The 15114-nt window shown below is 66.7% G+C and carries 12 protein-coding genes; 7 read left to right on the forward strand and 5 right to left on the reverse strand.

Annotated features, from left to right (window positions below):
• Window positions 1-136 precede the first annotated feature (136 nt).
• A complete protein-coding gene (locus AZSI13_RS15870) occupies window positions 137-1801 on the reverse strand; it encodes a methyl-accepting chemotaxis protein (RefSeq protein WP_165833577.1) in 1665 nt (554 codons plus the stop codon).
• 192 nt (window positions 1802-1993) lie between these two features.
• Between AZSI13_RS15870 and AZSI13_RS15875 the strand changes: the two genes are divergently transcribed.
• On the forward strand, window positions 1994-2473 hold the full coding sequence (locus AZSI13_RS15875) for a hypothetical protein (protein WP_201262415.1): 480 nt from the start codon (window positions 1994-1996) through the stop codon (window positions 2471-2473).
• On the opposite strand, the gene AZSI13_RS15880 is transcribed toward AZSI13_RS15875, so the two are convergent.
• The 4 genes from AZSI13_RS15880 to mutL form a co-directional block, all read right to left on the reverse strand.
• Window positions 2470-3801 (reverse strand): PAS domain-containing methyl-accepting chemotaxis protein, encoded by a 1332-nt coding sequence (locus AZSI13_RS15880; protein ID WP_109042164.1) that lies wholly within the window; start codon window positions 3799-3801, stop codon window positions 2470-2472. The genes AZSI13_RS15875 and AZSI13_RS15880 overlap by 4 nt on opposite strands.
• 175 nt (window positions 3802-3976) lie before the next feature.
• Window positions 3977-4357 carry a TfoX/Sxy family protein gene (locus AZSI13_RS15885; RefSeq protein ID WP_109042165.1) on the reverse strand — a complete coding sequence of 127 codons (381 nt, stop codon included), beginning with the start codon at window positions 4355-4357 and terminating at the stop codon, window positions 3977-3979.
• Between the two features lie 11 nt (window positions 4358-4368).
• Window positions 4369-5316: a tRNA (adenosine(37)-N6)-dimethylallyltransferase MiaA gene (gene miaA, locus AZSI13_RS15890; RefSeq protein WP_109042166.1), complete on the reverse strand. Its 948-nt coding sequence runs from the start codon at window positions 5314-5316 to the stop codon at window positions 4369-4371.
• A 70-nt stretch (window positions 5317-5386) separates the two neighbouring features.
• Entirely contained in the window at window positions 5387-7252 is a 1866-nt protein-coding gene (gene mutL, locus AZSI13_RS15895; protein ID WP_109042167.1) for a DNA mismatch repair endonuclease MutL, read from the reverse strand.
• Window positions 7253-7488: 236 nt separating this feature from the next.
• Here mutL and AZSI13_RS15900 point away from each other — a divergent pair, with 236 nt between their 5' ends.
• From AZSI13_RS15900 to purN, 6 genes are all read left to right on the forward strand, one after another.
• The gene (locus AZSI13_RS15900; RefSeq protein WP_165833579.1) at window positions 7489-9189 is read left to right on the forward strand and encodes a bifunctional diguanylate cyclase/phosphodiesterase; all 1701 of its coding nucleotides are present in this window, start codon (window positions 7489-7491) and stop codon (window positions 9187-9189) included.
• Between the two features lie 19 nt (window positions 9190-9208).
• A complete protein-coding gene (locus AZSI13_RS15905; protein ID WP_165833581.1) occupies window positions 9209-12163 on the forward strand; it encodes a transporter substrate-binding domain-containing protein in 2955 nt (984 codons plus the stop codon).
• Between the two features lie 31 nt (window positions 12164-12194).
• Window positions 12195-12641, forward strand: coding sequence for a response regulator (locus tag AZSI13_RS15910; RefSeq protein ID WP_109042170.1), 447 nt, complete (start codon window positions 12195-12197; stop codon window positions 12639-12641).
• A 59-nt stretch (window positions 12642-12700) separates the two neighbouring features.
• Window positions 12701-13354: a DedA family protein gene (locus AZSI13_RS15915; RefSeq protein ID WP_109042171.1), complete on the forward strand. Its 654-nt coding sequence runs from the start codon at window positions 12701-12703 to the stop codon at window positions 13352-13354.
• Between the two features lie 66 nt (window positions 13355-13420).
• Window positions 13421-14161 carry a hypothetical protein gene (locus tag AZSI13_RS15920; protein ID WP_109042172.1) on the forward strand — a complete coding sequence of 247 codons (741 nt, stop codon included), beginning with the start codon at window positions 13421-13423 and terminating at the stop codon, window positions 14159-14161.
• Window positions 14158-14817 (forward strand): phosphoribosylglycinamide formyltransferase, encoded by a 660-nt coding sequence (gene purN / locus AZSI13_RS15925; protein ID WP_109042173.1) that lies wholly within the window; start codon window positions 14158-14160, stop codon window positions 14815-14817. Before AZSI13_RS15920 ends, purN begins: the two co-directional genes overlap by 4 nt.
• Window positions 14818-15114 lie beyond the last annotated feature (297 nt).

Here is a 15114-nt window from a genome sequence, read left to right on the forward strand (position 1 = left end):
CGGTTGTTGTTGTCGGTCGGGGGTGTCGCAGGATTCTAAGGCAAAGCAGCGGCCCGGCATGGCGTCCGCCCAGGTGCATGGCAAGAAAAAGGCCGCCCCGGGGGGCGGCCTGGCCGGTGTGAAGAACGACCGGAAATCAGACGCGGAAGGAGGAAATCACTTGGTCCACCTCCGTCGCCAGGCCATCCAGGCGGCGGGCGCTATCGGCCGTGTTGTCGGCAGCGGCATGGTTCTCGTCGGTCATCTGGGCGATGCCCTCGACGTGGCGGGCGATATCCAGGCTGGCGGCGCTCTGCTCCTGCAGGGCGCTGCTGATTTCGACGATGGCGGCGCTAACCTGCTGGGCCGCATCACGAATCTCGTTGATACGCTGGCCGGCATCAGCAGCCAGGGCCTGGCCGGCACCAACCTGCTCCACCACCTGACGCATTTCTGCCACAGCCTGGGTAGCGGAACGCTGAATCTTCTCGATCATGCTGCCAATGTCCAGGGTGGACTGGGTGGTGCGCTCGGCCAGCTTGCGCACTTCGTCGGCCACCACGGCAAAACCGCGGCCCTGCTCGCCGGCCCGGGCCGCCTCGATGGCAGCGTTGAGGGCCAGCAGGTTGGTCTGGTCGGCCACTTCCTTGATCACCTGGACCACGGCGGAAATCTGCTGGGAATCGTTGCCCAGGGATTCGATGACCTGGGAGGCGCTGGTGACGATGGTGCCGATGGAGGCCATCTCCGTCACAGTCTTTTCGATGATCTCGCCGCCTTCGGTGGACACGGCGCCGGAACGCATGGCCAGCTCCTTCGCCACGTGGGCGCTGTCGCTCACCGTGTTCACGCTGACGGTCATTTCCTCGATGGAGGCGGCCATGGCGGAGGAGGCGCTGCTCTGGTGGGCAGAGCTGCTGGCCACCTCGGAAGCAGCGGTGGACAAGGCTGACACCGCGCCCCGCACCTCGCCCATGCTGCCCTGGATGCTGCGCATGGAGCCCTGGATTTTCTCCAGCATCTGGTTGAGGGCGGACACCATGGTGCCGATCTCGTCATTTGCCGAATAATCCACGCGACGGGTCAGGTCGCTGCTGGCGGCAATGTGGCGCACCGTCTCCTGGGCGATGGTGATGGGCCGCATGATGGAAACCAGGGTGGAAAGACCCAGGCCGATAATGCCGGCAACGGCGACGAGGAAGACCACCAGCTCCGCATTCTTGGCGAAGGTCGCGGCTTCAATGGCGCTGTCGTAGGCCTTGTCCGACTCCTGGTTCTGCAGGTCGATCAGCTTCTGCAGGGTATCCAGCATGGCGGTATTGACCGGCCGGCGCTGGGTGATGGCCTCCCGGGCATCGTTGAGGAGGCTCTGGAAAGCCTCATCGCTGTTGTTCTGCAGGAAATGGCTTTCAGCGCCGCTGATACGCTTTTCCAGGGCCACCCACTGGTCCATCAGACCTTTGGTGGAAGACCACAGGCGGGCCTCTTCGCCATCCATGGGCAGAGCCTCGTAGGCCTTGATGGAATTGGTCACCGCATCCATGCCCTCCTTCTTGCGCCGCACGGCCAGCTCCAGTTCGGCCTTTTTCTTGTCGGCAGCAAGGCCCGGCGGCACCGCCAGAATCATGTAGGTGCTGCGGGAAACATTGGTAAAGCCTTCCTTCAGGGTCAGCAGGGCGGCAATGGAGGGCATACGATTGCCGCCGATGGCAGCAATGGCCTCCTGTTCCGAACTCATGCCGCGCAGACCCAGCCCGCCCACGGCAACGAGGGCGATGGTTGCTGCCACCAGAAGCAGGATCAATTTGCTGCGAATACTCATGGAATCCCCTGATAATTGTGTAACGATGCCGGGCTGGTGCTGACAAGGCGCCAGCCAAACTATAACTTTTGGAAGAGGCTCGTTTTTACACGGATCACGGCCGTTCGACAATACCGACGCGTATGGAAAATCATCTACGGCCATACCCGCTGCCCGACCAAACCTTTTCCCCCTTTGATGGAGCGTACTGTCATGAAAACCTTTGCCCTGCCCCTTCTTCTCACCGCCCTGCTGGGCTTTGCCGCACCAAGCCAGGCCGATGAACTGAAAACCGGCATCGGCGGGGCCCTCGGCGGTGCCGCCGGGGCCGCCGTCGGCCAGAAGCTGGGGGGCAACACCGGGGCCGTGGTCGGCGGTGCTGTCGGTGGCGGCGTGGGGGCTGGCGTGGCCAGCAACAGCAAGGACAAGACCGGCGCCGTGGTCGGCGGTGCCGTGGGCGGTGCCGGTGGCGCCCTGGCTGGCCAGAAGATGGGCGGCAAGACTGGTGCCGTCGTGGGCGCCGGCCTAGGTGCAGGCGCCGGTGCGGCCCTGGGGGAAAACCTGACCAAGGACAGCCGCCGCGGTGACCGCTACGACGGCCGGGGCCGCCAGGGCGGCGGCACCCACCCCGCTTGCAATGGCCGCAAGGAGGGCCACTACAAGCACGGCAAGTTCAACAAGCACGGCTGCTAGTGCGGCGTGTCCAGCCGGTCCACCGTGGCCGAGAGTTCCTGGATCACTTCCACGACCCGGCTGGCGCCCTGATTCATGTGTTCAATGGCCTGTCCGGCCTGATGGGCTAGCTCCACCCCCTCCTCCACCACCGTCAGACCCCGGGCCATGCTGGTGCTGACGGAAGAGGTCTCTGACTGGATGGACTGGATCTTCTGACCGATTTCCCCGGTGGCCAGGCTGGTCCGCTCGGCCAGCTTGCGCACCTCGTCGGCCACCACCGCAAACCCACGCCCGCTTTCCCCGGCCCGGGCCGCCTCGATGGCGGCATTGAGGGCCAGCAGGTTGGTCTGGTCGGCGATTTCCCGGATGGTATTGACGATGAAGGTGATCTGCCCGGTCTGCTGGTCCAGGGACTGCACCAGCGCAGAGGACTGATTGACGATGTCGGCAATGGACTGGATCTTGTCCACCGTACGGCGGATCACCTGCTCACCGCCCCGGGAAACTTCCTGGGTTTCCAGGGCCACCTCGTAGGCGGTTGCCGCCCCGTTCTTTTCCGCCAGATGCTGGGCCACCCGCGCCGAGATGTCGGCGGCGAACTTCACCACCTTCACCGGCTGGCCGTTGGCGCCGATCACCGGAGAATAGCTGGCCTCCAGCCAGACTTCCCGCCCATTCCGGGCAATGCGGCGAAACTGGCCGGAAAAGTACTCCCCCCGCCCGAGACGGGCCCAGAAATCGCTGTATTCCTTGGAATTGACCAGTTCCGGCGGGCAAAACTGGCGATGGAACTGGCCGATCACCTGGTCGCGGGTATAGCCCATGACCTGCAGGAAATTCTCGTTGGCCTGCAGAATCCGCCCTTCCAGGGAAAACTCGATCACGGCCATGGAACGGTCGATGGCCGCCACCAGGGCCTTCAGCCCGGCCGCCTCTTCTACCTGCTGGGTGACCTCGCTGGCCAGCTTGACGATGCGCACTACCCGGCCGGCCTCATCCAGCACCGGGTTGTAGCTCGCCTCCAGCCATACGGTGCTGCCGTCCTTACGGCGGCGGGCGATGGTGCCACGATAAAACTCGCCAGCCCGCAGGCGGCGCCAGAATTCACTGTATTCCGGGCCTTCCGCAAAGGCCGGATCGCAAAGCCGGCGATGGTTCATGCCGACCAGCTCCTGCAATCCGTAGCCCATGACGCGGCAGAAATTGTCGTTGGCGCCGAGCACTTCCCCCTGGGGAGACAAATCCACCACGGCATTGCCGCGGCTCAGGGCTTCCCGGCGTAGCTGGGCCTCTCGCAGCTGCGCTTCAAGTTCTGCGATACGAGCCTTGTACTTTCCAGTGAACATGCGCTGCCTCTTTCCTTGTGTGGTTTCCTCGAGACGACCTGCCCGGAGGGGTTACCGGACACGATATCCCGCTGGATGCTGGGGCGGTGGGTTGGCGCACCCCGATATTACCTAAGTATTATTCTATGCCGAGTTTGCACCGGCGACGCCTAGGCTAATTGCCAGGAGGGCGGGTTCAGGAAGGGTAGGAAGCGCCGGCGGCGCGGGCCGTGCGGGAGGAGGAGGAAGCCGCCGCCCGCAGGGCGGCGGCAAAGGCGGAGCGGGCCCAGGGCAGCAGGGCATGGGGGGCATCCAGGGCCTCGTCCGGCGCCCGGTAATAGCTGAGGGCGGTGAGTTTGCCCTGGCGCGGGTAGGTGAAGGGCGGCAGGTCCAGGGCGGTGAACTCGCCCCGGTTGGTATCGTCCGCCTTCAACCACAGCAGGTCATCGAGGACGATGGCGAACATCAGGCCATCGAGAAAAAGGCCGACGCCGCCGAACATGCGCCGCGACACCACCCGCCCCAGAGGAGCGAGGCATTCCAGCAGGTAATCCACGTATTCCCGGCTGACGGTCATGCCAGCCCCGCTTAAATCCGTTGCTCGTCGAGGAAGCGGGCCACCCGGGCTTCCACCTGGGGGACCAGGTCCGGCGCCAGGCAATCGAACACTTCCGCCGTGGGGTCGGCCCGCAGCCAGGTGATCTGGCGCTTGGCCAGCTGACGGGTGGCGAAGATGCCCCGGTCCAGCAATTCGGCGGCGGGGGCCTCGCCCTCCAGCACTTCCCAGGCCTGGCGATAGCCGACACAGCGCATGGAAGGCAGGCTGGCGTTGAGGCGGTACTTGGCGCGCAGGGCGTGCATCTCGTCCAGGAAGCCCTGGGCCAGCATCTGAGCAAAACGCTCGGCGATGCGCTGGTGCAGCACGGCCCGGTCGGAGGGGGCCAGGGCCAGGGGCAGCAGGTTCCAGGGCAGAGGTTGCCGCTGCTGCTCCGCCAGCAATTCGGACATGGGCCGGCCCGTGAGCTGGCAGATTTCCAGGGCCCGGGAAATACGCTGGGAGTCGGTGGCGTGCAGGCGGGCGGCGGTGACCGGGTCCAGCTTCGCCAGTTCGGCGTGCAGGGCCGGCCAGCCATAGGCCGCTGCCTTCGCTTCCAACTCGGCGCGCAGGGCCGGATCAGCTTGCGGCAGGTCGGAAAGCCCTTCCCGCAGGGCCTTGTAATAGAGCATGGTGCCGCCCACGAGCAGGGGCACCTTGCCCCGGGCGGTGGCCTCGGCCATGGCGGCCAGGGCTTCGTCGCGGAAACGGGCGGCGGAGTAGGCCTCCTCCGGTGAGATCACATCCACCAGCCGGTGCGGGTAGCGGGCCAGGGTGGCCTGGTCCGGCTTGGCGGTGCCGATCTCCATGTCGCGGAAGACCAGGGCCGAATCGACGCTGATGAGTTCCACCGGGAAGCGATCGAACAAGTACAGGGCCGCCGCAGTCTTGCCACTGGCGGTGGGCCCCATGAGCAGGATGGCGGGGGGATGGGCGCTCATGCCGTCACCCCGACGATTCCCGCCCGGTGCCCGGGACGGGACTTGAACCCGTAAGTCGGCAGGGCCATGGTCATTGCCCCCGCAGGAAGAGCTTGTCCAGGTCCGCCAGGGACAGCTCGGTCCAGGTGGGGCGGCCGTGGTTGCACTGGTCGGCCCGCTCCGTCTCTTCCATCTGGCGCAAGAGGGCGTTCATTTCCGGTACGGTGAGGATGCGCCGGGCCCGCACGGCGCCGTGACAAGCCAGGGTGGCCAGGAGTTCGTTGCGCCGGGCGGTGGAGACCTGGGAAGCCCCATGTTCCATCAGCTCGGCCAGCAGGCTACGGGCCAGGTTCACCGGATCGCCGCCGGCCAAAAGCTGGGGCACGGAGCGCAGGGCCAGTTCGTTGGGACCCAGGGGCGCCAGTTCGAAGCCCAGTTCGGCCATGGTGGCGCCGTGTTCTTCCACCGCTGCCACCTCGTGGGCGCTGGCGGAGAACACCGCCGGAATGAGCAGGGCCTGGGTCGGCACCGCCTTGCTGTCGTAGGCGGTCTTAAGCTTCTCGTAGAGGATGCGCTCGTGGGCGGCGTGCATGTCCACCAGGATCAGGCCCCGGGCGTTCTGGGCCAGTACGTAGATGCCGTGCAGCTGGGCCAGGGCGTAGCCCAGGGGTGGGGCCTCCTGGCCGGGAACGGCGGCGACAGGCGCTGCCTGGGGCGCGGTGCTGCCGCCGACACCGAATCCCGCAGACGCCGGGCTGCCGACTGCCGGCCGGGCAGCAGCAGCAAAGGCCAGATAGGAGGCGGCGGAAGGTTCGGCCACCCCCAGGCTGCCCTGTCGGGGCGGATTCCAGGCCGGCATGGCCGGAGAGGCAGAAGAGGCGCCAGGCTCCGGGGTGGCATGGGCAAACCCCTCGCCCCTATTGCCTCCCAGGGCATCCAGGCCGGGGGAGGCAGTCTGAACGTCCCGGGTCGGATCGCTGATGACCTGGGAGAGGGCCTTATGCACCGCGTGATAGACGAACTGATGCACCGCCCGGCCGTCGCGGAAGCGCACTTCGGTCTTGGCCGGGTGCACATTCACATCCACCGCCGCCGGGTCGATCTCGATGAACAGGGCGTAGCCCGGGTGGCGACTGCCGTGCAGCATGTCCTGGTAGGCCTCGCGCAGGGCGTGGGCCAGCAGTTTGTCGCGCACGAAGCGGCCGTTCACGAAGACGTACTGGGCGTCCCGCCCGGGGCGGGACCAGGCGGGCTGGGCGGCGTAGCCGACAATCGACAGCCCGTTGATGGCGGCCTCGACGCGGCGGCATTCGGCGAGGAAATCCTGGCCCAGGATGGCGCCGACCCGGCCGGCCAGATCCGTTTTCGGCAAAGACAGGCTGACCCGGCCGTTGTGGGCGAGGGAAAAGGCCACGCCCGGATGAGCCAGGGCGACGCGCTTGACCGCATCGGCGCAGTGGGCGAATTCGGTGCCTTCGGACTTCAAGAATTTGCGGCGGGCCGGGGTGTTGTAATAGAGGTCCCGCATTTCCACCACGGTGCCGGCGGCCAGGGCGGCCGGTTCCGCCTCGCCGCTGCCGTGGGCCGCCAGCTTCCAGGCATGGCCGGCGCCGGCGGCACGGCTGGTGAGGGTGAGGCGGGCCACCGCCGCCACCGAGGCCAGGGCCTCGCCGCGGAAGCCCAGGGTGGCCACCCGTTCCAGGTCTTCCAGGCTGGCGATCTTGCTGGTGGCGTGGCGGGTCAGGGCCAGGGGCAGTTCTTCCTGGGGAATGCCGCAACCGTCGTCGCTGACCCGGATCAGTTTCACCCCGCCCTCTTCCAGCTGGATCTGGATAGCCTGGCTGCCAGCATCCAGGGCGTTTTCCAGCACCTCTTTCAGGACCGAGGCAGGCCGTTCCACCACCTCGCCGGCGGCGATCTGGCTGATGAGGAGGTCGGGCAGGAGACGAATGGGCATGGAAAGACTCGCGGCAACGCAGCAGCTGGAACCCAGCAATGGCAAGCAGAAACGGGGGCCGCAGGGCGATGCCCCCCGGCCCGGAAAGACCCGCCCGGCAGGGCGGGCCGGCCACCGCGCGAAACGGCAAATCGCGGCACCGGAGAGGCCGCATTATAGCCGCTCCCGCCGGGGCTACTCCGGCCCCGGGAAGCGGCTATAATCGGGCCACATCTGTCATAAACGGCCCTTTCCCCATGCCCGCTCCGAGCTCGCTGCGCGTGCTGTTCGTCGACGACTCCGAACTGGATGTGGAGCTGGCCGCCCGTAGCCTGCGCCAGAGCGGCCACGCGGTGGAATGGGTGCGGGTCGAAACGGCCTCCGCCATGGAGGAGCAACTGGCCCACGGCGGCTGGGATGTGGTGGTCTGCGACCACAACATGCCCGACTTCGATTCCGTCTCCGCCCTGGAGCTGCTGCTGACCAAGGGCGCCGACCTGCCCTTCGTCATCGTCTCCGGCATGATTCCCGACGAAGTTGCCATCGAGGCCATGCGCCGCGGCGCCCGGGACTTCGTCGGCAAGAGCAACCTGGCCCGCCTGGCCCCGGTAATCGCCCGGGAAGTGGGGGACGCCAGCGACCGGGCCGCCCTGCGCCAGGCCCAGGCCAGCCTGGAACACCTGCTGCGCTTCGATCCCCTCACCGGCATCGCCAATGTGGATTTCCTCCAGGAACACCTGGAGCGCCTCACCGCCCACCCCAGCCCCTCGCCCTTCCTGGTGCTGCTGGTGGATATCAACCGCTTCCGCAAAATCATGCACGGCATGGGCATGGTCCTCGCCAACCGCGTGCTGCGGGCCGTGGCCCGGCGCCTGGCGGCCCTGGCCGGGCAGGAACATTTTGTCGCCCGGGTATCCGCCGACCGTTTCGCCCTGGTGGTAGCCGGCGCGGACAACGCGGAAGAGACGGAAAAATGGTTCGCCCACCTGCGGGAAGCCTTCGCCCAGGGCTTCTCCATCCAGGGCCAGGAGCTGTTTCTCACCGCCAGTGTCGGCGGTGCCCTGTTTCCCGAGCACAACACCCAGGGCGACGATCTGCTGCGCCACGCCGAAGCCGCCCTGGATACCGCCAAGCGCACCGGCCCGGGCCAGAGCCGCCTCTTCCAGGAGCGCATGGCCCAGCCCCAGAAGGGCCGCCTGGTGCTGGAAGCCGCCCTCTACCACGCCCTGGTGAACCGGGAGTTCGTGCTGCACTACCAGCCCCAGGTGGAGTTGAGCAACGGCCGCATCATCGGCGTTGAAGCCCTGCTGCGCTGGCAAAGCCCGGACCGGGGCCTGGTGCCGCCAGGCGAGTTCATTCCCCTGCTGGAAGAAACGGGCCTCATCGTCCCGGTAGGCGAGTGGGTACTGGCCGAGGCCTGCCGTCAGAGCGTGCTGTGGCGCGAGGCCGGCCATGGCGACCTGCGGGTGGCAGTCAACCTCTCCGCCCTGCAGTTCCAGCAGCCCCGCCTGGCGGAGTCGGTGCGGGAAGTGATCGAACGCTCCGGCGCCGATCCCCGCAACATCGAACTGGAAATCACCGAAAACATCGCCATGAACCAGGAGGAGGAAGTCCTCGATACCCTGCACCAGTTGCGGGCCATCGGCGTCTCCCTGGCCATCGACGATTTCGGCACCGGCTATTCCTCCCTTTCTTATCTGCAGCAGTTCCCGGTGAACCGGCTGAAGATCGACCAATCCTTCGTGCGGGGAGCTGCCGCCGGGCGCGAGCTCTCCATCGCCCGAGCCATCGTCGCCATGGGCAACAGCCTGGGCCTGGAAGTGATCGCCGAAGGCGTGGAAACCGCCGAGCAGCACGCCCTGCTCAGCACCTTCGGCTGCCGCGAGGGCCAGGGTTTCCACTTCGCCCGCCCGGCCCTGCCCGACGCCTTGGCCGCGGCCCTGGCCAACCGGGGCTGAGCCGGCCATGGCCACGGTAATGCCGATGCTCCGCGGCCTGGCCCGCCCCATCCTCCTGCTTGCTGTCTGCCTGCTGCAGGCCCTGCCAGCCCAGGCCCAGAGCCTCTCGGCAGAACAGCAGCGCTGGCTCGGCCAGCACCCGGAGATTCGCGTCGGTGCCACGGAAATGCCCACCCTACTGATGCGGGACTTCCGCAGCGGCAGCTATTCCGGCCTGGCGGTCGACCTCCTCAAACTCTACGAAAAACGCCTGGGTATCCGCTTCCAGCTGGTTTACTACGGCAGCCTGGAGGACATGCACGAAGGCATCCGCAATCGGGAGGTGGATCTGCTCTTCGCCGCCGTCGCCACGCCCGGGCGTGAGCTGTACCTGACCTTTCCCAAGCCCTACGCCGAGCTGGACACCAAGATCATCGTGCGGCGGGACAACGTCTCCATCACCCCCCTTTCCCTGGACCGCATGAGCGGCCGCAGCATCGCCGTGCTGGCGGCCAGCGCCCTGGAAGAGCGGCTGCGGCGGGAATACCCGGACCTGCACCTGGTCCCCGCCCGGGACGAGCTATCCGCCCTCACCAAGCTGGCCTTCGGCGAAGTCGATGCAGCGGTCACCGACCTTAACCGGGTCACCTACTACGTGCAGAAGGAAGGGCTTTCCAACCTGGCCGTGGGTGGCGATACCGGCATCAGCTACCCCTACACCTTCGCCGTGCGCAGCGACTGGCCGGAACTGGCCACCCTGCTCAATCTGGCGGACGCCAGCCTGCCCCCCGCCGAACGCAACCAGGTGATGGAACGCTGGATGCAGCTGGATCAGGCCCGCCCCTGGAACAATCCCCGCTTCTGGTGGGTGGCCGGCGGCCTATTGGCCCTGTTGGCCCTGGCCCTGGGCACCATGCTGCTGTGGAACCGGGTGCTGCGCCGGGAAGTGGCCTCCCGCACCGCCCAGCTGGACGCCCAGATGGCTGAGCTGGTGGCGGTGGACCGGGACCTGCGGGAAAGCGAAGCCCGCTTCCGCGACCTGGCGGAGCTTTCCTACGACTGGTACTGGGAGCAGGACGAAAACTTCCGCTTCACCCAGATGTCCGGCGGCGCCTTCCAGAAAGGCCGCCTACCGGTCGAGGTCTACATGGGCAAGACCCGCTGGGAACTCCCCCTGCTGGGCGTCAGCCTGGAAGAGATCACCGCCCACCGGGCCCTGGTGGAAGCCCATCAGCCCTACCGGGAATTCATTTACCAGTTCCGCACCCAGGACGGGGAACTGCACTGGTACATGGCCAACGGCCGTCCGGTCTTTGCGGAAGACGGCCGCTTCCGCGGCTACCGGGGCACCGGCCAGGACATTACCGAACGCATGCTCACCCAGCAGGCGCTGGTGGATAGCGAACAGCGCATCCGCGGCCTGCTCGACAGCACCTTCTCTTTCGTCGGCCTGCTGGACCCCCAGGGGACCGTGCTGGAAGTAAACCGCACCGCCCTCGACTTCATCGGCCAGGAAAAGGCCGAAGTGGTGGGCAAGCCCCTATGGGATACGGCCTGGTGGGCTCACGACGAGGGGGCACGGGAAGACCTGCGCCAGGCGCTGGCCCGGGCCCGCCAGGGTGAAGCGGTGCGCTTTGCCACCAGCCACCGCTCGGCCCTCGGCGTACTGCACTGGATGGACGTGAGCATCTCGCCGGTGAAGGATGCCGCCGGGCGAGTGGTCTATCTGGTGCGCGAAGGCCGGGACGTAACGGAAATGCGCCGCACCCAGGAGGCCCTGCGGGCCCTGGTGGAGAACACGGCGGCGGTCTATGGCGAGCGCTTCCTCAACAGCCTGGTGCAGCACGTCGCCACCCTGTTCGACGTGGATTACGCCTTCGTCGGCATACTGGAGCCGGACGGCACCTCGGTGCGTTCCCTGGCCAGCTGGTCCCATGGCGCCCCAGCCGAGAACTTCAGCTATACCCTGGCCAACACGCCCTGCCAGACCCTCTTGCAGGGCGGCCCCTGCCTCTATCCCCGGGGCGTAGCGGACCTCTTCCCGGCCGATGCCATGCTGCGCCAGATGGCCCTGGAAAGTTACATGGGCACGCCCATCACCGGCAGCAATGGCAAGCCCCTGGGGGTGCTGGTGGTGCTGGATACAAAGCCCCTCGCCGAATCCACGGACTACCTGCCCATCCTCAGCCTCTTCGCCCTGCGGGCCGGCATGGAGATTGAGCGCATGTCCCAGGAACACACCATGCGCACCCTCAACCAGGAACTGGAGCGGCGGGTGACGGAACGCACCCTGCAGCTGGAGGCGGCCAACAAGGAGCTGGAGTCCTTCTCCTATTCCGTCTCCCACGACCTGCGGGCGCCGCTGCGCCACATTGCCGGCTTCGTCAGCCTGCTCAAGGACGACGAGGCCAACCAGCTGTCGCCGGACAGCCTGCGCTACCTCTCCATCATTACCGACTCGGCCAACCGCATGAGCGACCTCATCGATGGCCTGCTCACCTTCTCCCGCATTGGCCGGGCAGCGGTGCAGAAGACGCCGGTGGACCTCAGCCGGCTGCTGCGGGAAGTCATCGAAGAACTGGCCCACGAACCCTGCGCTCCGGTGGTCAGCTGGGACATCGCCGAACTGCCCCAGGTCCAGGCCGACCGGACCCTGATGCGCCAGGTGCTGGGGAACCTGGTGGGCAACGCCCTCAAGTATTCCCGTCGCCGCGAGCGCGCCGAGATCCGCATCAGTGCCTCGCCCATTGACTACCAGGGGCGCCCCGAGTGGGCCATCCGTATTTCCGACAACGGCGTCGGCTTCAACATGAAATACGTCGGCAAGCTCTTTGGCGTTTTCCAACGCCTGCACGGCGCCACCGAATTCGAAGGTACGGGCATTGGCCTGGCCAACGTGCGCCGTATCGTCGAGCGCCATGGTGGCCGCATCTGGGCTGAAGGCACCCCGGACCTCGGCGCCACTTTCACCTTTACCCTGCCCCGGGACGAATGAGCCGGGGCTGCCGCCACTGCGAGGAACGAGCATGGAATTGAAGCGTATTCTGCTGGCCGAAGACGACCCCCGGGATGTGGAACTGGCCCTGGAAGGGCTGGGCGCCAGCCACCTGGCCAACGAAGTGCAGGTGGTGCATGACGGCGAGCAGGCACTGGATTACCTCTATCGCCGGGGCCCCTTCGCCGACCGGCCGGCCGGCAACCCGGCCCTCATCCTGCTGGACCTGAAAATGCCCCTGGTCAGCGGCCTGGAAGTGCTGCGGGAGATCAAGCAGGACGAGGAGCTGCGCCATGTGCCGGTGGTCATGCTGACCTCCTCCCGGGAAGAACGGGACCTGGACGAGGCCTACGACCTGGGCTGCAACGCCTACGTGGTCAAGCCGGTGAACTTCCGCGATTTCATCGACGCGGTGAAATCCCTCGGCCTGTTCTGGGCCGTGCTCAACGAACCGCCCCGGGGCACCGCCTACAAGTAGGAAGCAGGAGGAGTAGGCTAGAATCCGGGGCCGCAACCCCACCAGCCCGCCGTCACCCCATGGAATTATTCAGCAGCTTCATCGACATCCTCCTGCATCTGGACAAGTACCTGGCCGTCCTCGTCCAGCAATACGGTCCCTGGATCTACGCCATCCTCTTTTTCATCGTCTTCTCCGAGACCGGCTTCGTCGTGCTGCCCTTCCTGCCCGGCGACTCCCTACTCTTCGTCGCTGGCGCCCTGGCCGCCATCGGCGACATCTCCCTGCTGCCCCTGATGGCCAGCCTGGTGGTGGCGGCAGTACTCGGCAACAGCCTCAACTACGCCATCGGCCGCTGGTTCGGCCACCGCATCCTGGCCTGGGAGCACCCCCTGGCCCGCCGCATCATCAACCGGGCGGCCCTGGCCAAGACCCACGCCTTCTTCGAAGCCCACGGCGGCAAGACCCTGGTGATCTCCCGCTTCCTGCCCCTGCTGCGCACCTTCGCCCCCTTCGTCGCCGGCATGGGCGAAATGGGCTACGGCCGTTTCACTTTCTTCAATCTGGTGGGCGGACTCTCCTGGGTAGTCTCCCTGAGCCTGGCCGGGTACTGGTTCGGCAACCTGCCGGTGATCAAGAACAATCTGTCGGCAGTGGTGGTCGGCATCATCGTCGTCTCCCTGCTGCCGGCCATCATCGGCTTTCTCAAGGCCCGCAAGGCCGACAGCCAATAACGGTTAAAGTGGCGGACAACAGCCAGTCGTATTGAAACGACAAGACAACAATAGCGGGGGCGCAAGATGGGGGCAGAGAAACAGGGATACACCAAATGGGGGCCGGCCCTGCTGCTGGGGGGGCTGCTCTGCCTGCCCGGCTGCACTACCCGCACTGGCCATGATGGCAAGGGCGAATCCCGCTTCGACCCACGGGCCATCGCCAAGACCGACATCGACCGGGTGGTGGACGCCAATCAGCGGGAAGTGGCCGCCGGCCTCAAGCGCCTGACGGAAAAGCTCTACCGCCGCAATCCCCGGGAATGGAAGAAGGCCGGCCAGCCCGGGCTGGAAGCTGCCGTGGCGCGCATCTTCGAAAGCAGCAACTGGCCCGAACTGGAAGGCCGCAAGGAGGGCCAGGCCGTGCTCCTCGCCTTCCGCGACGACTACCACGGCGACCGGGTGCTGGCCCTCATGGCCGGCCTGCGGGGCATGACCCAGGCAGCCTTCGAACACAAGACGGATTTTTACGTTCTCGACGAACTGGATGCCCAGAAGCTCTACAATTGCGCCCGCAACCTGGAAATCATCGCCTGGCGGCTGAACAACAACCGCAATGTGGAAGGCGAACTGTTCATCCTTTCCAATGAACCGGACCCGGCTTTCCGCAATCTCTCCTTCGAACGGGAAATCGGCCGGCTGATTGGTCTCCTGGATTTCCTCTCGGTGGTGGTGGCCGACAAGAACGGCCGCACCGTGAACCGGGTCATGCAAAACCTGGCCACGGCAGTACTCCTGCCCGTCGCCGCCCTGACTCCTCTGAAATGAAAAAACGACTCGTCATCCTCATCTCCGGCCGCGGCTCCAACATGGAAGCCATCCTCAAGGCCGCAGCCGACCCCGCCTATCCCGGCGCAGTGGTTGCCGTCATCGCCAACCGGCCCGACGCCAAGGGCCTGGAAACGGCCCGGGCCGCCGGCATCGCCACCGCCGCCCTGGATCACAAGGCCTACCCCAGCCGGGAAGCCTTTGATGCCGCCCTGGCCGAGGCCATCGACGCCCACGCGCCGGACCTGGTGATCCTGGCCGGCTTCATGCGCATTCTTTCGGCGGGTTTTGTCGCCCATTACGAAGGCCGCCTGATCAACATCCACCCCTCCCTGCTGCCGGCCTTCCCGGGCTTGCACACCCACCAGCGGGCCCTGGAGGAAGGCTGCCGCGTCCATGGCTGCACGGTGCATTTCGTCACCCCAGCCCTGGATCACGGGCCGGCCATCGTCCAGGCCGTAGTGCCGGTGCTGGAAGGGGACGACGAGGCCACCCTGGCTGCCCGGGTGCTGGCCCAGGAGCACCAGGTGTTCCCCGCCGCCGTGGCCTGGTTCTGCCAGGGCCGCCTGCGCCTGGACAAGGGCCGGGTCCACCTGGCCGACAATCCGGTGGCAGGCAGCGCTGCCCTCGCCTCGCCGCCGCCCGTCTGGGGCTGATGCCCTGAAACCTGCGCTCCCCACGGCCCTGGCCGTTGCGCTGGCAGTATCCCTGGGCTTCCACCTGGGAGCCCTGATCCTGCCGGAAATCGACCTGCCCGGCCTGGGGGAGGAGACACCACCGCCGCCCCTGGAGGCCACCCTGCAACCGCCGCCCCGGGCCACTGCCCCGACGGCAGTTCTCCCGGCAAAACCGGCGCCTTCGCCACGCCCCCGGCCGCAACCGGCCGCCCCCCGGCCTGCTGCGGTGCCGCCCCCTCCCACGGAGTCCCCTGCCGCTGCATCGCCAGCGGAATC

This window comes from Azospira sp. I13 (assembly GCF_003112695.1).
Classification (GTDB): domain Bacteria; phylum Pseudomonadota; class Gammaproteobacteria; order Burkholderiales; family Rhodocyclaceae; genus Azospira.